The organism is Aminipila terrae, assembly GCF_010120715.1.
GTDB lineage: Bacteria > Bacillota > Clostridia > Peptostreptococcales > Anaerovoracaceae > Aminipila > Aminipila terrae.
In genome coordinates this window covers 1,859,476-1,884,030 of the sequence record NZ_CP047591.1, presented here as the reverse complement: position 1 = coordinate 1,884,030, position 24,555 = coordinate 1,859,476, and the positions used below count along the sequence as shown (strand labels likewise).

The 24,555-nt window shown below is 38.5% G+C and carries 14 protein-coding genes and 2 riboswitches; of the genes, 2 read left to right on the top strand and 12 right to left on the bottom strand.

Annotated features, from left to right (window positions below; translation table 11 throughout):
* Positions 1 to 216: 216 nt before the first annotated feature.
* The 3 genes from Ami3637_RS17890 to Ami3637_RS08955 all read right to left on the bottom strand — a co-directional run bounded on the left by Ami3637_RS17890 (position 217) and on the right by Ami3637_RS08955 (position 5,261).
* A complete protein-coding gene (locus tag Ami3637_RS17890; protein WP_279286658.1) occupies positions 217 to 348 on the bottom strand; it encodes a hypothetical protein in 132 nt (43 codons plus the stop codon).
* Between the two features lie 760 nt (positions 349 to 1,108).
* Positions 1,109 to 4,207, bottom strand: coding sequence for an efflux RND transporter permease subunit (locus tag Ami3637_RS08960; protein ID WP_162362270.1), 3,099 nt, complete (start codon positions 4,205 to 4,207; stop codon positions 1,109 to 1,111).
* A complete protein-coding gene (locus Ami3637_RS08955) occupies positions 4,194 to 5,261 on the bottom strand; it encodes an efflux RND transporter periplasmic adaptor subunit (protein ID WP_162362269.1) in 1,068 nt (355 codons plus the stop codon). The genes Ami3637_RS08960 and Ami3637_RS08955 overlap by 14 nt, the downstream gene beginning before the upstream one ends.
* Before the next feature lie 272 nt (positions 5,262 to 5,533).
* Here Ami3637_RS08955 and Ami3637_RS08950 point away from each other — a divergent pair, with 272 nt between their 5' ends.
* Positions 5,534 to 6,604 carry a sensor histidine kinase gene (locus Ami3637_RS08950; RefSeq protein WP_162362268.1) on the top strand — a complete coding sequence of 357 codons (1,071 nt, stop codon included), beginning with the start codon at positions 5,534 to 5,536 and terminating at the stop codon, positions 6,602 to 6,604.
* Positions 6,605 to 6,673: 69 nt separating this feature from the next.
* On the opposite strand, the gene Ami3637_RS08945 is transcribed toward Ami3637_RS08950, so the two are convergent.
* The gene (locus Ami3637_RS08945; protein ID WP_162362267.1) at positions 6,674 to 7,843 is read right to left on the bottom strand and encodes a TolC family protein; all 1,170 of its coding nucleotides are present in this window, start codon (positions 7,841 to 7,843) and stop codon (positions 6,674 to 6,676) included.
* 178 nt (positions 7,844 to 8,021) lie between these two features.
* Between Ami3637_RS08945 and Ami3637_RS08940 the strand changes: the two genes are divergently transcribed.
* On the top strand, positions 8,022 to 8,696 hold the full coding sequence (locus Ami3637_RS08940; RefSeq protein ID WP_162362266.1) for a response regulator transcription factor: 675 nt from the start codon (positions 8,022 to 8,024) through the stop codon (positions 8,694 to 8,696).
* Between the two features lie 81 nt (positions 8,697 to 8,777).
* On the opposite strand, the gene Ami3637_RS08935 is transcribed toward Ami3637_RS08940, so the two are convergent.
* The 8 genes from Ami3637_RS08935 to Ami3637_RS08900 form a co-directional block, all read right to left on the bottom strand.
* Entirely contained in the window at positions 8,778 to 12,287 is a 3,510-nt protein-coding gene (locus Ami3637_RS08935; RefSeq protein WP_162362265.1) for an InlB B-repeat-containing protein, read from the bottom strand.
* Positions 12,227 to 15,994 (bottom strand): InlB B-repeat-containing protein, encoded by a 3,768-nt coding sequence (locus tag Ami3637_RS08930; RefSeq protein WP_162362264.1) that lies wholly within the window; start codon positions 15,992 to 15,994, stop codon positions 12,227 to 12,229. Before Ami3637_RS08930 ends, Ami3637_RS08935 begins: the two co-directional genes overlap by 61 nt.
* A gap of 98 nt (positions 15,995 to 16,092) precedes the next feature.
* The gene (locus Ami3637_RS08925; RefSeq protein ID WP_162362263.1) at positions 16,093 to 17,193 is read right to left on the bottom strand and encodes a hypothetical protein; all 1,101 of its coding nucleotides are present in this window, start codon (positions 17,191 to 17,193) and stop codon (positions 16,093 to 16,095) included.
* Positions 17,194 to 17,228: 35 nt separating this feature from the next.
* On the bottom strand, positions 17,229 to 17,636 hold the full coding sequence (locus Ami3637_RS08920) for a hypothetical protein (RefSeq protein WP_162362262.1): 408 nt from the start codon (positions 17,634 to 17,636) through the stop codon (positions 17,229 to 17,231).
* Positions 17,637 to 17,747: 111 nt separating this feature from the next.
* Positions 17,748 to 19,460: a PQQ-binding-like beta-propeller repeat protein gene (locus Ami3637_RS08915; RefSeq protein WP_162362261.1), complete on the bottom strand. Its 1,713-nt coding sequence runs from the start codon at positions 19,458 to 19,460 to the stop codon at positions 17,748 to 17,750.
* A 211-nt stretch (positions 19,461 to 19,671) separates the two neighbouring features.
* A riboswitch (cobalamin riboswitch) is annotated at positions 19,672 to 19,884 on the bottom strand.
* Between the two features lie 398 nt (positions 19,885 to 20,282).
* A complete protein-coding gene (locus Ami3637_RS08910; RefSeq protein ID WP_162362260.1) occupies positions 20,283 to 20,660 on the bottom strand; it encodes a hypothetical protein in 378 nt (125 codons plus the stop codon).
* Between the two features lie 9 nt (positions 20,661 to 20,669).
* Positions 20,670 to 21,749: a hypothetical protein gene (locus tag Ami3637_RS08905; protein ID WP_162362259.1), complete on the bottom strand. Its 1,080-nt coding sequence runs from the start codon at positions 21,747 to 21,749 to the stop codon at positions 20,670 to 20,672.
* Positions 21,709 to 23,784, bottom strand: coding sequence for a hypothetical protein (locus tag Ami3637_RS08900; RefSeq protein WP_162362258.1), 2,076 nt, complete (start codon positions 23,782 to 23,784; stop codon positions 21,709 to 21,711). The genes Ami3637_RS08905 and Ami3637_RS08900 overlap by 41 nt, the downstream gene beginning before the upstream one ends.
* 207 nt (positions 23,785 to 23,991) lie before the next feature.
* Positions 23,992 to 24,204: riboswitch (cobalamin riboswitch) on the bottom strand.
* Between the last annotated feature and the right edge of the window lie 351 nt (positions 24,205 to 24,555).

The window sequence follows — 24,555 nt, the reverse complement described above, 5'->3', positions numbered from 1 at the left end:
CTTCTTTTAAAAGAAGATACTGATCCCCACTCAGTTCCGGATCTTTTAATGATTCTTCTATGGAATTCAGACCGTCTCTTCTGCATATATCAGAAAGTCTTGCAATAGTCTGTATGATTTCTTCGGGATCACCATTTGCTTTAGGATTAAATGTTCTCTTTAATGTTTTAAATGCCTGCTGTATATCACCAAAGGAGAAGGAAGCTATAACAGCACCTATGGTACCCCCAGTACAATAATAATCGGACTTAAAAGAAGAAGGGAAAGTAATTTGCCACCCTCCAGCAAAAATCCAGTGAGCAGAGAAACAAGGGCAAACCCTATACCAATAATTAAAGAAACATCCATATATAAACTCCTCGTAAAAATAATGCTACAATACTAGACCTCTGTTAAATATTCTATTTGATTATGCAGAAATGTCAAGTTAAATTAGGTATTAAGCCTATTATTGTCATTTTTTGTCATTCTATAAAATATAGCTTTGTCCCTATAAAAAGGAGCCGTTGCTCCATAGCTGAAATATCAGTCATTTTGCATCAGCCCCTTTTCTTAAAGCTAATTAGGGCAATTAGGCAGCCAAATTTCGGTCACCAAATTCCGAATATGAGAATGAAAAACATAAATAGGCCATGTTCTTTTTAACAAATGCCAATTTGCCGGGATTTTATGACTAAAGATTTTAATTTGATGAAGTGGGACAACGCCATTATAAGGGAATAAGTTTTTTCTCTTATAACTATAAAAACACAAAATCCTCGGTAGCATTTTAGTCAAATCCTACCGTATTTTATGAAAGTTGAAACTTTATGGTAGCCATTTCAATAAAAAAGCTAACTATGTGTCAAAACTAACGGGTAAAGATGCAAAAAGCTACCGAAATTTAAGTAAAAATTATAATTACGGTAGCACTCAACAGTATATACAATAAAAATCAATTTGTATTTAGATATAAAAGTCTGTCTCGTATATATGTAAACACGTAGAGGAGAAAAAAGGGATTATGTGCTCCCTCCTAAGCAACAAGTTATTTTATTATTTCACTTGTCTGCCTAGAAGAGAGCATCTCAGGGAGCGGTTCATTTTGCAACAGCCCCTTTTTAGATCTTTATATTTCTACAGCTACATCCTGTTCACGTAAAATGTCTTGTTTTCGCTTCTTCTTTCTGTACATCATGGAATAATATACAGGAAGTAATATCATTGACAATACTGTTGATGAAATAACTCCTCCTATGTTTACTAGAGCCAGCCCCTGCATCATTTGTCCATCACGAGCCAGTGGAATCATAGCTACTACAGCAGTCAGAGCAGTCATTACAATAGGCCTCATACGGGTTACCCCTGCTTCAATCAGAGCCTTCTCAAGAGGCATTTCTTCTCTGTACTGCCTTGCCGTATCCACGTACAGAATTCCGTGATTTACAACATTACCTACCAGCATCAGGAATCCCAGCAAGGAAGTCATACTTATTGATATATTAAACAGGAACAATAACAGGAATGAACCGATTAACGCCAGCGGTATAGCCGTCATAATCATCAGAGAAAACCTTGGCGATTCAAACTGTGCAGCCATAACCACAAACAGAAGAAATATTGCAGTTGCAATAGCCTTTCCTAAGGATGCGAATTCTTTACCCATAGTATCATTAATGGAATTAACCCCCAGGGATACACTTCCCGTCATATATTTTCCCGCTACTTCCTTATTCAGTACTTCTTTTGTGTCCTTACCAGCCTTATCGGTATAGTCTGCTTTGATGGTTACCGTATATTGCTTATCCTCTCTTGTAATGGAGCTTGGACTGTCCTGAAAATGGATATCTGCTACATCAGCCAATGCCACAGACCCGCCCTTTCCATCAGAAAGTACTATGCCCTGGACTTTATCCAGTGTATCATATTCTCCATCTGCAAATTCAACCTTAACATCCGTATCCTCTCCATTTACTTTCATGGTAGTAGCTTTTACTCCACTCAGCATATTATTTACAGTCTGACCAATCATCATTGGGGATAAGCCTTCTGCTTTGGCCTGTACTGAGTCAACGGAGATTTTGACTACTGGAGCTGCGTTTTCCAGACTTGAATGCACTTTTGTCACTTCTGGCCTTGTCTTCAACTCTTTAACCACTTTATCCGAAGCCTGCTTTAAATCATCATACTGAGTGCTCTTTAAAATCAGTTCATATCCGTCACTGTCCTGCATCATTGATGTAGAGGAACCTACCTTCATGGTAATGTTACAGTTTTTTATAGCATTCATAGAAGGCTTCCATGAATTCATTACCACTTTGGAATCTTTTACTTTATCTTTCAGATATGCAGTTAGTGTTGCTCCTGAGTTACCTTCCAGAGAGAGACCGCCTCCCCCATAAGTAACCATATATGACTTTACGTTTTTATCTCCTGAAACAACTTTCTCTACTTCCTTCAGGACATCATCCACTTTTTCTATACTCAGCCCAGGTCGTGTTTCTATGGATACGGCAACAGAGCCATCATCACCAGCGGGGATAAGTTCCACCGCAAGCTGTGCCGCTATGGTGAATGAAATGGCTAAAATAGCCACTGAAGCAATTATTGCTGCTTTACGCTTCGGCAATATTACTCTCATCATTTTACGGTATTTTATCTGTAAAGTTCTTATAGCCTTCTGGGCTGGTGCATTTGTCTTCTCCTGAGGTCTATACATATAGTAACAAAGAGGTACTATGCTGATAGCGGAGAAGAATGAAGCCACCATACAAAATACAATGGTAAATCCCAGAGGCTTAAACATCTGTCCGGTTAGACCAGATAAAAAGGCTAAAGGAAGAAATACAACGCAAATAGTCGCGGTGGAAGCAAAAACTGACAGATATACTGTTTTAGTTCCTTCTATAGCAGCTGTTTTAAAACTTCTGCTCAATAAACTTCCCTTATTGGCTGCCTCTATATATCCCGAATCATACTCTTCGTTTGGAATGGAGTTAATAGACCGGAAGCAGCTTTCCAAAACAACGATTGAGTTGTCTACCATCAGCCCTACCCCGAGAACCAATGCCCCCATGGTGATGACATTTAATGAGAACCCTAGAAAGTTCATCATTATAAGGGCCGCAAAGATGGATATTGGTATAGAGGTTCCTACTATCAGCGAGGCTTTTATATCCCCGAAAAAGAGGTAAATTACCCCCATGGAAATAATAACCGCCAGAATCAAAGTCTCAAATACAGAGTTCAGGGAATCCATGATATTATCTTTAGAATCACTGACTACAATAATATCCAGATTTTTATCTGAATTTTCCAGCCTTTCCACTACTTTTCTGACTTCGTTGGAAACCTCTACTGCACTGCTGCTCTGTTGCTTCTTAATGGCCACGGAGATGGTGTCTTTTCCATTATATCTGCTGATACTGCTTTGATCTTGCAACGCCTCATATACGATTGCCACATCCTGGAGCTGTACCACACTGCCATTTGCTACATTTATTGGAATCCCCTTGAGACTTTCTACATCATCATAATCTGCTCCTGTGGTAACGGAATATTGCATTTTCCCTGTCTTCGTAGTTCCTGCAGGATATGAAAAGTCTCCACTTGCAATAGCCTGAGACACATCGCTCATTTTCAATCCATACTGATTTAACTTTTCTGAATTGAGTTCAATCTTCACATAAGATGCCCGACCTCCTGAAATGTCTGCACTGGCTACGGAACTTATTTTCTCAAATTCAGGTACAATCTTTTTATCCACATAATCATAAAGATTAGTCTGGGCTTTATTACTGACTGACATGGTTACAACTGCTGTATCATTGATGTTCAGTTCCATAATATTAGGAGTCTTTGCATCCTCTGGCAATTTATCTGCAATCCCGTCAATTTTCTTTTTTAAATCGATATACGCTTCATCCATATCCGTACCATATTCGTACTGAATCATTACGATGGAACTATTCTCATTGGAAGTAGAAGTTACCTTGTCTAATCCACTTAAAGTATCTACCGCGTCTTCTATAGGTTGTGATACCAGTTCGTCTATATCGTCCGGACTTGCACCTGCATAAATGGTACTTATCAGCATGATTGGCATGTTCATTTCCGGAGTTTCCTCTAATGTACTGCTGGCTACGGAAGACAGTCCAAATACTACCAGACAGAGAACACATAAAACAGCTGTTACAGGTCGCTTCAATACAAATTTAGTTAACCCCATTTACTGATGCCCCCTCGTAAAGTTCTGAACTCCATGTGGATATCACTTTATCCGAGTTACTCAAACCTGAAATCACCTGAATGTTTTTATCATCGGATATGCCTACTTCAATAAATACTTTTCGGGCTTTTCCATTTTCATATGTATAAACAAGCGCTTTTCCATTTTCGTAATAAACTGCATCTGCTGGTATGGTCATTACATTATCAACCCTTTCAGAGATGACATTTACGGTGGCAGAAGTTCCTGTGGCCAGAGCTGCCTTTTTATCAAGGGTTGCTTTTATCCTGAATAATCCGGAGGTCTGATCTACCATGGTGCTGATTTCGCTGATTGTTCCTTCATATTTTGTTCCCCCTTTTTCAACAGATAACTTGTCTCCCACTTTCATGTTCTTTGTTATTCTTTCTGTGGCGTCAAAAGAAACTACTTTATCGCTGCCCCCGGAAATAACACAAAGTTTAGTCTGTGGACCTACATTATCATAAACTTCCACATCACAGGACTCAACCAGACCACTGGTTGATGCGGTAATGGTGCTGTAACCGGACTGGTTATTATATTCATTGGATGCTGATTCATAGGCCAGCTGTGCTTTAGATAATGCATTTTTCGTATCTTCGTAACTTTGTGTGGAAATATCTCCACTGGCGTATAAGGCTTCTGCCCTGGTCATAGCAGTCTTTGCATCAGATAAGGTTATCTGGTTTGACTGCATACCGATACTGGCAGTTTCCAGCTGCTTATTATCAATTGTGCATATTACCTGTCCTGCAGAAACATTCTGCCCAGCTTTCACCCTTACACTGGTCACTTCTCCCGATATCTTTGGATAAACCTCTTCAACTTTAGAAGGTTCAATTTTTCCTATAAGTGAACTTTTTAATTCAATATTTCCTGTTTTCGGATGAACGATTTCTACTGTGGGAGGTGTAGATTCCTCATATTCTGACTGATTTGCCCCAAGTATTCTTGGCACAATTACTGCAGCAATCACAATTATTACTGAAGCAATGATGACTATTTTCATCTTGCCTTTTAGTTTGCCTTTCATATGGACTCCCTTCCTTTAGCTCTTTTCTATAGCTTTTGTTAAATGAAAAATGGCAGCCAGAACAAAAACGGATTTCTGTATTTTAGCGGGTAACTTAATAACAAAATTTGGCTCTGGTCTGCCACACATACTACAATAAGATATAATTAGAAACTGAACATAAACTAATTGGTAAATTTTAAAAATTAGTTAATAAAAAATAATTTTGTTTATGTTTTCGTAATAAAACTATGATAAAATCACATTAATCTTAAATAAAGGTGGTATTCAGCATGGAAAACCGATTAATCCGGCTTAGGTCCAGAATCTTTTTTAACCTGGGTAAAAAGGCCCTGGCATTAATTTTATCCCTTCATGTTTTTATAGTTCTGCTGCTAACCATGAGTATTGTGGCTTTTACTATAGTCTTTATGTTTAAACACGGATTTTTAAGTGAGATAACAGGACCAACTATATTAGGTCCGCTTATGGTTCTGGTCATAAGCAGCACTATTGTGGGTACTACATTAACAGCATTTTTAAGCAGAATTCCGTTAAAACCCATCCGTAACATAGTAAAGGCTTTTAATAAAGTCTCCAATGGTGATTTCACCGTGAGACTTCCCATATCTTCCATTGAAGAATTTAATGTCTTTGCCAAGAGTTTTAACCGAATGGTTGAAGAGCTGGGCAGTCTGGAAATGCTTCGTTCTGACTTTGTAAACAATTTTTCCCATGAGTTTAAAACACCCATTGTTTCACTCAGGGGATTTGCTAAAATTTTGAAGGATCCCGGTTTATCTGAAGAAGAAAGAAACGAATATCTGGATATCATCATCAGTGAATCTGACCGTTTATCAGAACTGGCAACTAACGTATTAACTCTGACTGCTGTAGAAAATCTCAATATTATTTCATCAAAATCAGAATTCGATTTGTCTGAGCAAATTCGTCGCTGTGTGTTAATGCTTGAATCCAAATGGTCTGATAAAAAGTTAGAAATGATTATCGATTTAGATGATATTTCTTACACTGGGGATGAGGATCTTTTAAATCAAATATGGATTAATCTTATAGACAATGCCATTAAGTTTTCTCCCGACCAAGGGAAGATAAAAATCAAACTCAAATCTTCAGAAAAAGATATTACTTTTAAAGTGTTGGACAACGGTTATGGTATGGAGGAGGAAAGTCAGAAACATATTTTCGATAAATTCTATCAGGGTGATCACTCACACTCTACGGAAGGAAATGGGTTGGGACTGGCTATTGTAAATAAAATTGTAAAACTTCATCAGGGAGAAATAAAAATACAAAGCGAAGTTGGTGTAGGAACAGCATTTACGGTGATTCTTCCAAACTAACTCTGCTCAAAAGAAAAAAATAAGATACCAGTTAATAAATACTGACATCTTATTTTTTTAGTCCTTTTTCTATAAGTTGGCTGGGCTTGTTCCCACTCCCATGGATAAATTGTAATTTTCAACGGATAAATTATAATTGAGCAGTGCATTTGCCTGACTTAATTTTGCGCTGTTTAACCCCAGCTGGGCCTGCTGTACATCCGTTATGGTCACCATTCCTAAGTTATATTTTCTTGTTGCGGTGTTTAATGTATCTTCTGCGCTCTTTAGAGTTTTCTTCCCTGTCTGTACTGCGTTATACGAATCCATCATGGAATCATATTTTTTTCTCACATCAAGTTCCATATCTGTGGGCTTGTTCTGTTTTGCGATTTCAGCATTTAAAAGCTGTGTCTTAGCTGATATGTACTTGGAAGAGCTGCTGGGATAAGCCTTATAGCTGTTAAAATTCAGCTGTGACAGTTCAACCATATAGGAGGCTTCCTTCATTTCATTTCTGTTTTTCAGAGCAGAAGCAATGGCATCAGATAAATTTGTTTTTGGAAGGACTATTTCCTGTATTACATCTGTCAAAACCACTTCCTGAGAAATGTCATATCCTAAATAAGAGTTAAAATTTGATTTCAACTGCTGCAAGCTGTTTTTCAGGGCTTCTAATTGAGCCTCTGCACTTTTAACTTCATTTTCTGCATTGTCCACTTCACTTTTGGATGCCATACCCACCTGATATTTTCTTTTTGTTGTTTCTAAAAAGTTCTTTTTCAGTGTCAAGCCTTCATTGGCAATCTGGACCTGAGTCTCTGTATTTTTTAGGGTATAATATTTTTGGAAAGCATCCTGCTTCAGCCCATTAACTCTTGCTTCATTGTTTGCTGCAAGCATGGAATTTGCAAAATCTCGCCTTTTTTCAACCACTTTTTTATTGGAAGTATCAAATCCCGCAATGATGGCATCTGACTTCTCCATTTGTCTTAAACTACTTGATGTTTCACTGTATCCCTTTGCTACGCTTTCATCACTTTGCTTCTGTAGTTTTATGAGCTCCATTGTTTTACTGTTTTCAAGCTGTTTATAAACATCCTCTAAAGATAAACTGATTTTTTCAAGTTTTATGGCTGCCTGAGTGGTTTCAGCCTGTGTTACCCCACTGCCTGTTGTCTCGGCAAAAGCCACTGCAGTGCTGGACATTGAAGCTACCATGCATATGGTTAATATCCACATAATATATTTTTTTCTCATTCTGATGTTCTCCCTTACTTTTATATACACTATTGTACAAAAGTAATATTAACTGAAAATAAATTTTTAAAAGTTTATCTTCAATTAATATTTGTGTTTTATGATAAAAGGAATTCAATAATACTTATTGGTAATAAAAGTGTTTTATTGTAAAATGAAGAGAACAGGAGGTGGTATAATGTTTCGCATTTTAGTTGTAGAAGATGATACAAATACAAGAAAACTAATGAAGGCTGTTTTATCTTCAAATGGATATCTTGCCTTTACTGCCTCAGATGGGCTTCAGGCTTTAGAAGTTTTAGATTCCGAACATATAGATATCATCATACTGGACGTGATGATGCCCAATATGGATGGTTATGAACTCACAGAAGAATTAAGGGCTTCCGGTTATGATTTACCTATTTTAATGGTCACAGCAAAACAAATGCCTGCAGACAAACGAAAAGGCTTCATCGTCGGTACCGATGATTATATGACAAAACCTGTGGATGAAGAAGAAATGCTTCTCCGGATTAAAGCACTTCTGAGGCGGGCTCAGATTGTTAATGACCATAAACTTACCATCGGTGAAGTGGTGCTGGACTATGATGCACTGACTGTATCAAAAGGCAGTGAAACCCAGACATTACCCCAGAAAGAATTTTATCTTCTATATAAATTATTGGCCTACCCTAACAAAATATTTACCCGTATCCAGCTGATGGATGAAATCTGGGGAATGGAATCCGAATCCACAGATTACACCGTAAATGTTCATATCAACAGGCTAAGAAAAAGATTCGAAAAATACCCTGAGTTTACCATAGAGACAGTAAGGGGTCTTGGATACAAGGCCGTTAAAAATATATAAAACCCTTTTAGAACCCAACCCGACAAAAGGCCTCCTGGCCGATGTGGATTAATACATCGGTCAGGAGGCCTCTTTCTTTTATTAATTTTCTTTTCTATACTTTTTATATCTGCTGACTGCGCCCCCCACTAAGATTGTAATAATCATTACTACAATAAAAGTAGTTATCCATGGGTTTTCCTGTGCTGTTTTTTTCACAATCTGGAAAATAGTCAGACTGGCTTTTTCGTTCGTGGCTCCGTCTCCAAAATGTCCTCCTTCCGTAGAACCACCTGAAGCCTTAATGGTTTCCTCCACTTCAACCTGATTCTTTTCTCCCTGCTCTGCTCCTAAAAGGGTATCCGCCATTTTTCCTTCTCCACCTGCTATAGAGGTTGGATTGGTTACCGTAGTCTTATCTCCGTTTCCATGAGCACCTTCATGATTGCCGCTGTCACTGCCAGTTCCAATTCCATCGCCTGTTCCGCCGCCTTCACCGGCCGTTCCGAAATCATCATTACCATCGCCAGTTCCATTTCCGTTTCCGTTGCCGCTCCCTTTTCCATGTCCACCCTTGCCGGATTTATTATCTGGCTTGGGTTCTGGTTTTGGTTCTGGCTTCACTTCCGCCAGCTTAAAGTTTGCGGTGAGCATGGCATTTCCATCTGCTAATGTGAGGCTGCTTCCAGAGAGGGTTCCTTTTCCTTCCAGGGTTAAAGAATCCAGTTCATATTTAGCTGTTTCTGTTGCCGAATCTGGTGTAACAGAAACTTCTACCTGTTTGCCCTGTGCCACATAAGCTGTATTGGTTTCTCCCTTGATAGCAGCTACACCACCTGGCTTAGAGCTTATGGTAACTTTATATACTGAGTCATTTCCCTTTCCGAACACAGGATACTCATCCCCCTGTGTCCATACATTCTTGTGAGGTATCTGATTTCCACCATCTAACAAGTAGGCAATCTTTCCTCCTGTAAATGCTTTTTTCGACTGAGCCACCGGCTCTGGATTATCTCCGGACAAGGATACACCTTTTTCCGAAAGTGCTTCTTCTGTTCCCATCAGGGCCCCAAGAAGACCAAAGGTTCTGCTTCCTACAATCTCTGGACTGTAATAATAACTGTTTTTAAGGGTTACACCTGTTACGTCGTTGCACAGTCCATCCACTTTGCTGTCTTTGTTGTACCAGTAGCAGTTTTCAATGGTGGTAGGTGTGTCTGCTCGACCGTAGCTGCTGCAAATTCCATAGGCTGTGGAACCAGTAAGTTTTCCAACACTATAAGAGTTTTCAATTTTTTCAAGTCCTACTCCCGCAATCCCGCAGGCTGTCCCGTTACAGGTTACAGCTCCAGTATTGCTGCATTTAGATATCTTGCCACCTATATCTACTTTACGTCCTAATATTCCCGCAGCATAACTTCCTGTTGAAACTACTTCCCCCATGTTTATACATTCAGATATTGTCACCAAACGCTTATCTTCAGCTATTCCCAACATACCTCCAACAACTGAAGCAGAACTGTTACCGACAATCTTGCCATTATTTTTGCAATGATCAATCAATATATGACCCTCATGAATTCCTCCTGTAATTCCTCCCACATTATTATATCCTGTAACTTCGCCGCTATTTTCACAGGACAAAATAGATCTTTGCCCTGGTGTTAGATTTTTTCCTCTGTAGAACCCTACTATACCACCAGAGTCTCCATGTTCAGAAGAAATACTTCCCGTATTTTCACAGTTATCCAATGTAAGTGGAACAGTAATAATTCCCATAATCCCACCGGCCTGCTGGGCGCCCTGGATTTTCCCACTGTTGATAGAATTTTGGATTTGAGTTCCCTCCTGATTATCCCAACCTTCCTTATTGAATCCTATTATACCACCTGCAATACCATTTTCACTGATTACCTCTCCTGCATTTTTACAGTTACTTACCGGTACTCCACCTATGCTTATAATTCCTACTACACCTCCAACAGCATTCTGACCCGAAATGCGACTGCTTCCGTCCACTGTACAATCTTTTAAATAACCTATGGTTTGTCCCGCAATTCCTCCTACTGCCTTAGCATTATCTCCGTCAATAATTAAATTCTTAGCATGGCAGCTCTTAATTACTCCGTTGTTAGTGTTTACCAGTCCACCAAAGGTATCAGTGTCTTTTGCCCTCATGTTTCCTGAAACGGTCACATTATTAAGGCTCCCATTTTGCCCAATATATCCGAATAATGGCATGTTTCCATCTTTAACGGTTATTGTGTGTCCATTGCCGTCAAATCTCCCTTCAAATGGACAGCTTTGGCTTCCAATAGATCGAGTCCAGCCGTCCAATGTGATATTCTCACCCAAGTTCAGCTTTTTACCTAAATAACTCTCCCCATTCCGTACATTTTCTGCCAGTTTCTCAAACAGCCCTACATCCGTTATGTCTTTTAGTTTCTCATCTTCTATATTATAAGTAGTCTTCCAGTGAGCATACAGAGTAATAGTTTTTCCCTCTTCTTCTTCCTTTAAAGGTTCATTAAAGTTCCATTCCATCCATCTGACCGGATCCGTTGACCAACCCAAGAAAACATGAGACTGTTCAATGTCTTTTTGATCCTTTGCAGGCCCCCATGTTGGATTTTCAGGTTTAGTTACTTTATCTCCTATAATAAGCTTCTGCTCTGGAGGAGTAGTGCTTGCCCCATCTCCTGCCTTTGGTCCGTTCAGGTTAAATCGAATAGTTGTTTTTTCTTTGTATTTTGCATAAATAGTTGTATTCTCAGTAATCAAAGTCTCAAAATTAAATGCTGTATTCAATTCTGTGTCCATATACCATCCTACGAAAGCATATTGCTTACCTTCGATTTCTTTGATTGGATTTTTAGGAGGCTTTAAATCTAATGCTTTAGTTCCAAATGATATTTCTGTTTTTTTCAGCATTTCCTGATTGTCAATTTTTCCTCCTCTAAAGTCAAAGGTTACTGTAAATTTCTTATTCGCCTTTTCAGAAAAAGCTACACGAATATTCATAGACTTTCCACTTGGCAATTGATAATGCAAAGATTCCTTTCCGCTACCGCTGTAAAGTACCTTTCCTGCTGTATCTACAACTTCAAACAAACTGATGATATGATTTTCTGACGGTTTTACTTCAATGGTCTGTTCTCCTTTAAAAGACTTATAATTGACCCCATCTTTCAAACCTGCACCTGAAACAATACCGGCTCCAGTTACGCTTAGACTAATTTCATACACTGAAGGATGTGTTTCATCTGCAAAAACCGGATGTTCTATGCCTTGACCCCATACATTACTATGTACTCCTGTTCCACCATCCATCAGATAGGCTGCTCGCCCACTTTCAAAGTCCTCCAGCTTCATGGCTTTACTATAAGCCGCATCTGCAAAGGACTTTCCCGATGCTAGATAGTAACAATTTGTAATGTTTTTGAAATTGGTCCCTGCAATGCCTCCTACATTTACTGTAGACGGAGCTTCGATTATACCAGCATTATACGAATCATTTACCTTAATCTTTTCAGGATTCTCTTGGACTCCAATTAATCCCCTACCCCCTTTGCTTCGGAGGCAGTGCTCTTTACCTTTCCCGTATTGTAGCAAAGGGAAACAATAAATTCCTTTTCATTTACAGCACCTTGTGAAAGCCGTCCTAGAAGGCCACCCGTTAAATCCTGTCCGGAAATGGTTCCTTGATTATAAACTTTATATACATTTCTAATATCTTCACCGTATCCAGCCAGACCGCCTACATAATTGGAGCCTGCAACATTTGCCTCATTGGAACAGTTTTCTATGTTAGCTCCATAGTTTTCAACCTGCTGTTTGTTTTCGTAAAAACTTATTTTTCCAGAAATCCCGCCTACTTTATCTTCTCCTTTTATGCTTCCACTGACTTTGCAATCATTCAGCTTTCCCCCATAAGTCTCTCCTGCAATACCGCCAACTTGATTTGCACCAGTTACTGTTCCACTAAAGTTGGATCCCAAGAAATCGCTTTTGCCTGCGGCTCCCGTAAGGCCACCAACTTGATTGGTACCTTTTACAGTTCCACTGAAGTTCGAGCTTGAAAGACTAACTCCACCTATAGCTCCTGCAATACCGCCAACTTGATTTGTTCCTGTTATAGTTCCATCGACCCTTAAATTTAAAAGACTGCCACAGAGACCATCTTGTGAACTCTCTTCTGCCTTTCCTGCAATCCCACCAACGTAATTTCCGCCTTCAATCTTTACTTCATTTAAAGTTAAATTCTTCACCTCAGCAAAGCTTATGTTACCGAACAAACCTGCATAATCTGTTTTTTCACTAATAGTCAGATTTTGAATAACATGACCATTTCCATCAAAGTGTCCTGAAAAAGGAGCGGATTCGGTTCCGATTGGTGTCCATGAAGGAATATCCTTTAAATCCAAATCTGACATTAAACAGAAATAACAGCCTTTATAACTATTGCCTTCATTCACGCACTCCGCCAGATACTGCAACATTTCAACAGAATCAATAATACATGGTTCTTCTAAAGTTCCCGCTGACATAGCATCTACTTCTTTCCACTGGGCATAAAGAACCGTATCCTCTTTTATGACGTTACTAGAGAAATCCCATACTTTTCCTCCTACAGGTTCTGTATACCAGCCCAAAAATTTATACGCCGTATGTTTATCTTTATACACCCATTTTGGATTTTCAGGTTTGTTTACCTTTCCATTTGGCTCAATCTCCTGATCCTTAAACTGCTCTGGTATTTCTTCCTTTGACCAGCCTTCCCGGTTTAGATTAAAACTTACAATGAATTTACCGTGGGTACTCCACTTTGCGGTTAAAGTTACATCCTCTGTTACCGCTTCTGTAAAGTTATATTTTTGATTTCCCACATACCAGCCTCGGAAATCATAACCTGTTTTCTGAGGATTGACAGAAGGCTGTTTAAGCACTGTACCAAAAGGAATCTGTGCTGAAGGATCCGTATAATCTCCCCAAGCTCCACCATCCAAATCATATTTTATGTTAAGATTCCCTTCCCCTTTAGGTGCAAATATGGGTGTTATATACACATTAGCCGTAGGCATATTAAAAGATACTTGTGTTATTCTACCTGCCTTTATTTGTGTTTCTACTGCCTTTCCCGTTTTTATCTCTGTTACTTTTAACTGCTTTAAAAGCCAGTTATTATCTGCCGATACTGTAACATCTACCTTTGTATTTGCTTTTACATATCTAAAGGATTTGTCATTTAAACCGCTTATAGTAATAGTACCATTTTCTCCTTGTGTCAGTGATAGCTTATATACCGCTTTATTCTCGCTGTCAGCAAAAATGGGAAAGCTCTCACCCTGACTCCAATATTCTGTGCGAGCCAATTGACTTCCATGGTCAAGCGTATATGCTGCTTCTCCGTTCTTAAAGAACTCAGCATTTTTTGCTTGGGCACTCTCTCGATCCACAGGATTTGTGACACTGGTATCGAGATAATAACAATCCGAATTACCTGCATACCCTGTCCCAGAAACGGCTCCTGCATGTTCTCCAGAAATTTTCCCAGTATTAAAGCAACCATTTGCTGTATTTTTCGTATTTATGCTTCCTGCTATTCCTCCTACTGCTCCGCTTGATGCTGTTATATTAGCTGAATTAAACATTAAAGTATACGGCTCTTTACAGTTATAATTTTTTTGTATAGCACTTCCGATGATGCCACCTACGTTCGCCGTTCCGGATATAGTACCACTTATTACTCCTAAATTTTTAAAACTATGAATACAATCCTCCATCTTTCCGATGATGCCACCTACATTGCTTTTTCCATGTATATTTACATCTTCTAAGCACAAATTTCTAATCTGACCGTTACCTAACACATACCCGAAAAGGCCCTGATTATCCTGCTCCGGATTATTGATATTCAGATTGGAAATAATATGATAATCACCATCAAAATAGCCCTGAAATGGATGTTCTGCTGTTCCAATCGGTGTCCATGGTTGAATTTCTTTTAAATCAATATCCTCTCCTAATTTAAAATATTTGCAATTATATCCATCTTTTGTGTTTCCATTGTTCACTTTATCTGCCAATGCCTTTAAAGTTTCCGCATTTTTAATAATAAAAGGATTCTCTATTGTGTTGTTTTCAAATAAATCTACATTTTCCCATGCTGCGTAAAGTGTCAGATTTCCACGCTGAGTAATTTCCTGATCTTTTTCCCATTTTGTTCCTTTGACTGTACCTGTTTGTTTGTCTTGTTTTTCGGTATACCAGCCCAGCATCTTATATTCCATTCCTTCAGGAGCTGGTCTACTTATTTCTTTCAACTGAAATTTCCCGCCAAAGGCAAAACGTGTAGGTTCTTCAGATTCAGCTCCATCATAGTTAGGATCAAAAGTTACATATAAAGCATCTTCACACCATATGGCGGTTAAGGTAAGATTTCCAGTCACTACACTATCAAAATCATAAGACTGTTCTTTCTCTGGTTGGGGATTCTCACCAACATACCATCCCATAAGCGTATAACCCTTTTTTTCAACTGAAGGTTCCTTTAAAACAGCACCATATTTTATACGTTTAGGCATTGTTCCCTTAGTAACAGTCCCTCCATTTAAATCCCAGATAATATTCAGTTCATCTGGAACATTCTCACCTTTTTTCTCAAAGGTAGCTTCTGCAGTTATATCTTTACCTGGATTTTCAAAAGTAAATATAATGCTTCCGTCACTTTGATCTTCTCTGGATTTATTTACTTTATTTCCGTTACCATCATTTAAGCTAAGAAGCTTCAAAAAGAAGCCTTCATCTGGTTTTACTCTTACTGTAAGATTTTTCTTTACCAGATATTGCCCCGATTCTGTACTGTTTTCCAGCATGACAGAACCACCAGTAGTTTGCTCTTCTGCCTTATTAATCTTTAAGACGGCTTTGCATACCAAAGGATGTTCATTATCCGCAAAAACAGGATATTCCTTGTCTTGACCCCAAATATCGGAACGGTTTCCTTCCACTTGAGTATTTAGAAGGTAAGCAACCTCTCCAATAGAAAAGGAATCGCTAGGTTTACTTATAGCATACTTTGCATCTGTTGGACCTACTAAACAGTTTTCTAGGAAATAGCAATTTAAAACGTTACTAGAAGCACTTGGAACAATCCCTCCTTTTGAACCTATTGATTCTATATTTCCCACATTATAGCATGATGAAAGCTTACTATCACTGTATTTTCCTAAAATGCCTCCTGCATTCTGCTTGCTTGCATTGATGTTTCCAATATTATAATTATTGCTGACTTCACTGGAAACAATTTGTCCAGCCACGCCTCCGGCATAGCTAACTGCCGAGACAACTCCATCATTATGACACTTCAGAATTTTACACTGTCCCGCAGAACCAGCTATTCCACCCGCTATATCTTTTAATGCTTTAATTCCCCCTTGTTACAACTCTCTTTGATACTGGATTTTTTGCTTAAATCACCAATTATGCCTCCAATATAACTTTCGCCCTGTATATTTTTTTGGTTCTCACAAGCTGTAATATCGACGGTTTCTCCTCGTCCAATCACTCCTCCAACATATCTGCCTTTTACATCCACTTCCCCTTTGTTTTTACATTCACTAAACAGAGCAGGCTTATCTTGGTCAACTTCTGACTTGCCTGCTATTCCTCCTATATTCTGACCAGTAATATGAATTGTTCCATTATTTTGGCAACGGCTTAGCAAGCCGTTTTTAATTTTTCCAACGATCCCTCCTGATGGATAATCTTTAATACTTTTTTCAGTCTTCCAGCCTCCTTCAATTCTTCCTGTATTTATGCAATCTGTAAAACTACCCTCTTCCACGGAACCTACAATTCCTCCTGTTCCTCCTTTATGTGTCAAGTTTTTCTGTGCTTCTGATGAAGAGGTAATATTTCCATTGTTACTACAATTCGTAAAATCACTCTTTTTTACACACCCTACAAGGCCTCCAGTATGAGTTTCATTTTTTCTGGCATCTATAATGGAATTTAAAGTCACAATACTTACTGTATTACCACAATTAACAAATTTACTTTCTTCTGCACAGCCTACAAGGCCTCCTGCATATAAGTTTTTTTCTGATGTATTTCCCTCTATACTACCTTTTTCAGTCTTTACATTTTGAATAGTTGCCTTTTTGATATATCCAAAAAGCCCGATATATTCCAAGCTTGAAGTTTCGATTTTTAAGTTAGTTATTTTCTTGTCGCCCCCATCAAACACTCCGCCAAAAGGGTTTGCCGCCGTGCCTATAGGTATCCATTCTTCATTTTGCAAATTAATTTCTTTGGTCACGCTTATGCTTTTTCCTTCAAAGCTAGTTCCACTGTTGACCAATTCCCTCAATTTTTTTAATCCCTCTGTATCTTCAATAAAATATTCTTTTGATTTTGAGTTTGCATCATAATCCTTTATATTGACCGGTCCGCCTAATACCTCCTCAAGAACTTCCATAATTGGCTCAACAACTTTATCCTCAAGCAGTTCATTCAAGGTATCCTTTGATTCGGTTGGTTCAGTCTCAGTATTTATACTGCTGTCTGTTGTTTTTTATCTTCCCCAACAGCACTCCCTGTTGTTGCTGTTGTATCAATACTGCTGCCGGTTGTCTCTGTATTTTCTTTTAAACTCTCCTCAACAGTAAATTTTTCATTTTTGTCACTATCAACTTTGCTCTCATTATCTTGGGTTACACTCCCGTCCTTCGTGTCTGTTTCAGAATTTGTACCTTCATTCATATCTTGTTTTTCACTTTCAGTAATATCTATAGAAGAATCCGTCCCTTTTGCTTCGTTTAATTGAATCTTTTCCGTCTCACCTGCCTGCACTGTGATATCGCTTTCTGCATAGCTCCATACTGCCGGCATCACCTGTCCCAAAAGCAAAGCCATACATAGCACTAAACTCAAAAGAAAGTTTCTCTTTCTATGCTTCATTGTTTTTACCATCCTCTACTTTAAATAAGGATGTGTCCGTCACCTTAGGCGGGGGCACATCCTTTTCTTGTTTTGTATAGTTGCTCAGATTAGCCTATCTATCATTCTTTATTATTTTACAACATAAAAATGATCATAATCATTTCCAAAAGTCAGCACGCCACCACTGGAAGCCATACCCTGCAATGCATAGGTATCTCCCGGTGTCTGCCATACTTTTGCTCCGTTACTTCCATTGAAACAATATCCTGCTCCAGTTCCAGAATTTGTATTAAAGTATAGGTAATCTACGCCACCGTTTGTATATACCAATACAGAGCTTTGTACTGGTCCCGGTGTTGCTACGTTAGAAACCTGGTGATTTCCAGCCTTTGCTACCTTCTGAACGCCTCCAGCACTAAATCCACTGTAGTACCCTACATAAATATTATCTCCTACTACCGTTGGAGTAGAAGTAGAAGTTCCTGCTAGCTTAGCTTTCCAGTCTAATGTTGGTGTTCCTGCTCCCGGAGTAAAGCTCCATAAATAACCACCCTGGCTAGTAAAGTAAAGATGTCCGTCTACTAGTGAAATAGTGCTGCGCACATTCCCTGATTCCACTCCACCTATAGTGGATAAATTAACAACACTTCCTTCTGAAGTATTATCAAAATCATCACCTACCGGACGAGCATACAGAAAACCTTTATCTCCACCAAAGTAAACATAATCTCCATCTACAACAGCACCAGCCCAATAAAAACCGCCATTACCCGGATTAAATTCTTTTAACTCCTTATTATCCATGTCATACTGATAATATGTTCCTGCATTTCCTGACCATGTTCCGAAATACAGATAATCCCCATTCTTTACTATAGGAGTATTGATCTGTGCATTGTTTGGCACTGCTAAAGACAATTCTGTAGTAGGTTCTTCGTCAATATTTGTTACTTTTGTAATAGAACTGTTCTGTTCATACAATTGGCAATATTCAATCTCCACAGTATTGCTATCATTTCCTGAAATTTCATAGGTAAATTCCAGCGTATTATTTGTCCCTGTATTTACAGCAGATTCTGCCGTAGATTGGAAATTATCATTCAGATAGTAATGTCCATCGATTAGGTTAGAAGCGTTTAAGGTCTTACTTCCTACTGTAGTACCGTTAAGCTTAGCAGTAATAATCATATTTACATTGCTTCCGTTGATTTTTACGCCAGTGGCAGAACGATGAGTCTCACCACTAGTTAAATTAGTATTTGTCTGAGTCAAAGTAACAGTTTGGTTACCTGAAACAACAACCTTACCATTTTCCAAAGTTGTTCCTGCAGAAGATACAGACCAATCTGTGATTGCTCCTCCAGTCAATGTCAGCTCATCGTTATTTGCTTTCTGATTAAATCCGGATGCCCCCACATAGATGCATCGGTTTTCAGTATCCAGGTAAGGAGAGGATAGTTGGAATCCTGAACTCTGGGTAATCTGCTTTTCCCATACTACCTGTGGAGTAGATGCCGAACAGTCTATTTTAGCTAGCCTGCCGCCACCCTTATCATTTGCAACTTTATATCCGTCATAAAGTATATAAGCAAAGGTATTTCCATTTCTGGTTTCCATAACAGCTGCTGAATCCACACCATCCCAACCGGATCCATTTTTCGGCAGATCAATACGTGTGACATTTGGACTTCCGTTGGTTGGTGCTGCATTGATAATCCCGTTGTGAATATCATTTCCCTGGTAGGTTGGCCAGTCTGCAGCGTATGCAGTGAGCCCCATGCTCATGACCATAGCTATAATCATAAGGGTTGCTAACGGTTTTCTTAGCTTTAATTTTATCATTTCTTTTGTTCCTCCTTTGATATTAGATAATAAAACAAATATTTATACGGCGTAATTGCCATATTTTTTTTAATAATGCTCACCCCCTTTCTCTTTTGGACAACAAAAAAAGACTATAGCAAATCTGCCACAGTCCGTTTTCACTGTTTTCTTAATTTATTTTAAAAAATGAATTTAAAATACAATTCCCTGGTCATTTACCTCGTAACCGGTTACTTCTTCAATCCATGCAGGTCTTCTGACTTACGTATCCACATTTCTGCCCTCCTTCCCAAAAGCTTTGTTTGCTTTCAGTGGACATTTGCGTCACGCAAATGAATGGGCAGGAACTCCTCGTTTACAGCGGCGGGTCCGTGCCGGACTCTCACCGGCTTCCCTCTTAGCTGCCGGCTCCCGCCGACAGACATAGATATTTATTTAATTGAATAGCTCTTCTTGTCGAAATTTGTTTAATATTGTCGAAATTTCATAATTATATATAAAATGTAAATATTTATATTTTCACCAACTATAATATCACTTTAATTTCTATATTTCAACATTATTCTTAATTAAATATTTCTTATATTTTTTATCAAATACCGCCCACAAATTAAAACTGTTGGAAGGTTATATAACCATCCTCCAACAGTTTTAATTATAATGATGTTTCCTACAGCATCCGAATCTTATTCTAACTCATTGTATGCCAATCCTCTAAAACGTTCTACTTCTCTAATCTATTGATTATATATAAGTTTTATAATAGCCTTAGCTCTTGCTAAGAAAGTCTAAAGCAGTTTAGCCTATCTCCTTAATTCTGATTTAAATCTTTATCAGTCTTTATGCCTGCAATTTTTTTATTCCTATGCTCGACTGCCAAAAAATAGTGCTTGCTACTATAGACAGAACAATAATGATCATCAAACTAATATCACTAAATTTCCATGTTGTATAATAACTGCAGATTGCCAATAAAAAAGAACTTATACTTAATAGGAAACATGCTATGGATTCCAGTAAAGATCTTTTATACGCTCTTGCTTCAAAAGTCCAGTAAAAAAGTATACTACCCAGAATTAGCGATGATATAAAGTTAATATTAATTCCCAGTCTTGCAAAAGTTTGCGGTGCGTCTCCCCTCCTAGCAAGCATGGAAAAAATTAGTGTAAATATACCAACAATAGTAATAACCACGTCCAATCTGCGTCTGTATTTCATATATCTCCCCTACTTCTTTACCTTAGAATAACTTTCATAATACCCCGGTTTAAATGTTCCCTGATACCGGTACACATCTTTAATCTCTTTTGTAATTCTGTATGTATTTACGATACCACCATCTGTAATTATAAAAGAGATTCTTACAAATTCATTGTCACCACACTGCATGACTGCCTCTCGAAAACAGTCTCTTTCCCAAGCTTTTGAAAGATCATAGCAGCAAACAATTGCTCCTGCCAGAAAACTAGCCCTGGCAACGGATATAGTAACACCATATTCTGTGTATACCCAAGTACAAAATCCTGATAAAGCGGCCGCAGTTCCTGCATCCCACGCTCCTGCTGCTTTATCATACAGAACCTTTTCAATATGTGTGCCCTCCGTTATTAAATATAAATCATTAGCAATATCTTTCGGCAAATAAACGCACTGCCATACTCCTCCAAATATCGGACTTGTTTTATCCGCATACCATGTTCCCCCATCTGGAGAATGATATGTCTTTCCTATTAAATCGTACCAAACCTGCTCCCGATTCACAATCATTCTGTTGTTCTTTATCTGAGCATTTCCAAGGGAAACTCCATACCTTTTACTCCTACCGTTTAATTTCACTGTAGTGATACCGCTCTTTGCATCATACGTAATGATTCCATTTTTCTCTATATTTTTATGTGTAATTGTCTTATCGATTTCTCTTCCATACTCAACTATGAGTTTTCTTAAATATGCCTGATCAATGTTAACATCCTTATTCTCCCTGTACCTTATATCTGGATCATTTTTGTCTTCCCATGGCCAAATGATAGAAGGGTAAACTGGTGTATCTCCTAACCCTGTAGTGTCTAACATAGTGGTCATGTCTTTCTCCAGATATGAAATGTCACTCATTGGTCTCTCTAAATACTGAATGGGGTCTACTAACTGAATGTTCTTGCCATTTTTATCGCATGGCTTGCTATCCTTAGATTCACAGAAAACAATTTCAATTAATCCTTTCCCAGTGTTAGCGTCTCGTCCCATTTGTCCAACTACATCACCTTGTTTAACTACATCCCCAACTTGAACTTTCGGATAAGTGTCCATATCTTACTTGCATTGTAATATTGTTGTATTTAAAATCTACATAAAGAAGGTTGCCGTACGTAGATGAATAACCTTTATATGCCACTACACCATCGCAGACAGAATAGACATTGCTATTTGCCGTACCCTGAATATTCATCCCTTTATTTACCGCAGTATACTGTTCATCAATTTGTCCAAACCACAGCGTTACTTCAGATGAATCTGCAGGCCATAATAATTCTCCTGTATTATTAGGTATCGATGTCTCAGGCGGTGTCGGTGGCACATATCTTTCTCCTATTACATAAAAACTATCATTATCATTTCCAAAAGTCAGTACACCTCCGCTGTAAGCCATACCCTGCAATGCATAGGTCTCTCCAGGTGTCTGCCATACTTTTGCTCCATTGCTTCCATTGAAACAATAGCCTGCTCCAGTTCGAGAATTAGTAGTAAAATAGAGGTAATCTACTCCACCCTTTGTATATACTAATATAGAGCTTAGTACAGGTCCCGGTTCTGCGACGGAAGAAACTTCATGGTTTCCTGTTTTGGCTACCTTTTGGACGCCTCCGGCAGTAAATCCACTGTAGTAACCCACATAAATATTATCTCCTACTACTGTTGGAGTAGAAGTAGAGGTTCCTGCCAGCTGAGCTTTCCAGTCTAAAGTCGGGATTCCTTCTTCAGGAGTAAAGCTCCATAAATAACCACCCTGGCTGGTAAAGTAAAGATGTCCGTCTACCAGAGAAATAGTGCTGCGCACATTCCCTGATTCCACTCCTCCTACAGTTGACAAATTGATAACGCTCCCTTCCGAAGTATTGTCAAAATCATTACCTACCGGACGAGCATAAAGATATCCTTTGTCTCCACCAAAATAAACATAATTACCCTCTACTACAGCACCTGCCCGATAAAAGCCGCCATTGCCTGGATTAAAAGTTTTTAACTCCTCATTATCAAGATCATACTGATAATAAGTTCCTAAATAATGCCCTGACCATGTGCCGAAGTATAGATACTCTCCACTTTTCACAATAGGAGTGCCTATTACTGCATTATCTGGTATATTTAAGGACCATTCTGTAATAGGTTCTTCATCAATATTTGCTACTTTTGTAATAGAACTATTCTGTTCATACAACTGGCAATATTCAATCTCCACAGTATTACTGTCATTTTCTGAAATTTCATAGGTAAATTCCAAAATATTATTTGTCCCTGTATTTACAGCGGATTCGGCTGTTGAAAATTGTTGCCCAAACATTAGGTTAAAATAAAAACGTCCATCAATAAAATTGCAAGAGTTTAACGACTCACTTCCAACTATAGTTCCATTTAGCTTAGCAGTGATAGTCATATTCACATTGTTTCCGTTAATTTTTACACAGGTAGCAGAGCGATGAGTGTCACCCTTAGTCAGATTTACATTTGTCTGGGTCAAAGTAACAGTCTGATTACCCGATACGGTTACCTTTCCATCCTCCATGGCAGTCCCTGCAGAAGATACCGTCCAGCCGTCTGTTATGGCTCCTCCAGTCAATGCCAGCCCATCATTATAGGCTTTCTGATTATATCCTGATGCTCCCACATAAATGCATCGGTTATCAGTATCCAGGTAAGGAGAGGATAGTTGGATGCCTGAGCACTGTGTAATTTGCTTATCCCATACTACCTGTGGAGTAGATGCCGTGCAGTCAATTTTGGCTAGTCTGCCGCCACCTTTACCATATGCAGCTTTATACCCGTCATAAAGCACATATGCATAGGTATTTCCATTTCTAGTTTCCATGACAGGTACCGTATCTACTCCTGCAAATGGTTGTCGTTCTGCCCATGTCGACCCTATACTACCAGATCCGTTTTTAGGTAAATCTACACGAGTGACACTTGGACTTCCGCTAATTTCTGCTCCATCTGTCAAAATTCCGTTATGAATATCATTTCCCTGATAGGTTGGCCAGTCCATCCCATAGGCACTCAGACCTGTACTCATAACCATAGCTATAATCATAAGTACTGCCAATGATTTTCTTAGATTAAATGTCATTTTTCTTTTGTTCCTCCTGTTAAAATAATACACAAACACCTATACTGCAAGCTGCTGCAGCCACTTTTACAAAATGTTCCCCCTTTTGTTTTTGCCAACAAAAAAGGCTGTAGCAAATCTGCCACAGTCCATTTTCACTGTTTCTCTTTTATTTATTTTAAAAAATAAATTAAAAATACAATTCCCTGGTCATTTACCTCGTAACCAGTTACTATTTTAATCCATGCAGGCCTTCTGACTTACGTATCCACATTTCTGCCCTCTTCCCAAAAGCTTTATTTGCTTTCAGTGATGGTTTTTCATCTTGTATATGAATGGGCAGGAACTCCTCGTTTACAGCGGCGGGTCCGCGCCGGACTTTCACCGGCTTCCCTCTTAGCTGCCGGCTCCCGCCGACAGACATAGATATTTATTTAATTGAATAGCTCTCCTTGTCGAAATTTGTTTAATATTGTCGAAATTTCATAATTATATATGAAATGGAAATATTTATATTTTCATCAACTATAATATCACTTTAATTTCTATATTTCAACATTATTCTTAATTAAATATTTCTTATCTTTTTATCATGTACTGCTCATAAATTAAAACTGTTGAAAGGTTATATAACCATCCCCCGACAGTTTTAATTATCATGATGTTTCCTACAGCATCCGAATCTTATTCTAACTCAGTGTATGCCAATCCTCTTAAAACGTTCTACTTCTCTAATCTGTTGATTATATAAAAGTTTTGTAATAGTCTTAGTTCTTGCTAAGAAAGTCTAAA

Bases quoted from the DNA above. Each gene is read 5' to 3' on its own strand.
- Ami3637_RS08905 (WP_162362259.1), bottom strand. From the start codon at position 21,749: ATGGACACTTATCCGAAAGTTCAAGTTGGGGATGTAGTTAAACAAGGT.
- Ami3637_RS08955 (WP_162362269.1), bottom strand. From the start codon at position 5,261: ATGAAAGGCAAACTAAAAGGCAAGATGAAAATAGTCATCATTGCTTCA.
- Ami3637_RS08920 (WP_162362262.1), bottom strand. From the start codon at position 17,636: ATGAAGCATAGAAAGAGAAACTTTCTTTTGAGTTTAGTGCTATGTATG.
- Ami3637_RS08950 (WP_162362268.1), top strand. From the start codon at position 5,534: ATGGAAAACCGATTAATCCGGCTTAGGTCCAGAATCTTTTTTAACCTG.
- Ami3637_RS08960 (WP_162362270.1), bottom strand. From the start codon at position 4,207: ATGGGGTTAACTAAATTTGTATTGAAGCGACCTGTAACAGCTGTTTTA.
- Ami3637_RS08915 (WP_162362261.1), bottom strand. From the start codon at position 19,460: ATGATAAAATTAAAGCTAAGAAAACCGTTAGCAACCCTTATGATTATA.
- Ami3637_RS08940 (WP_162362266.1), top strand. From the start codon at position 8,022: ATGTTTCGCATTTTAGTTGTAGAAGATGATACAAATACAAGAAAACTA.
- Ami3637_RS17890 (WP_279286658.1), bottom strand. From the start codon at position 348: ATGGATGTTTCTTTAATTATTGGTATAGGGTTTGCCCTTGTTTCTCTG.
- Ami3637_RS08910 (WP_162362260.1), bottom strand. From the start codon at position 20,660: ATGAAATACAGACGCAGATTGGACGTGGTTATTACTATTGTTGGTATA.
- Ami3637_RS08945 (WP_162362267.1), bottom strand. From the start codon at position 7,843: ATGAGAAAAAAATATATTATGTGGATATTAACCATATGCATGGTAGCT.
- Ami3637_RS08900 (WP_162362258.1), bottom strand. From the start codon at position 23,784: ATGACATTTAATCTAAGAAAATCATTGGCAGTACTTATGATTATAGCT.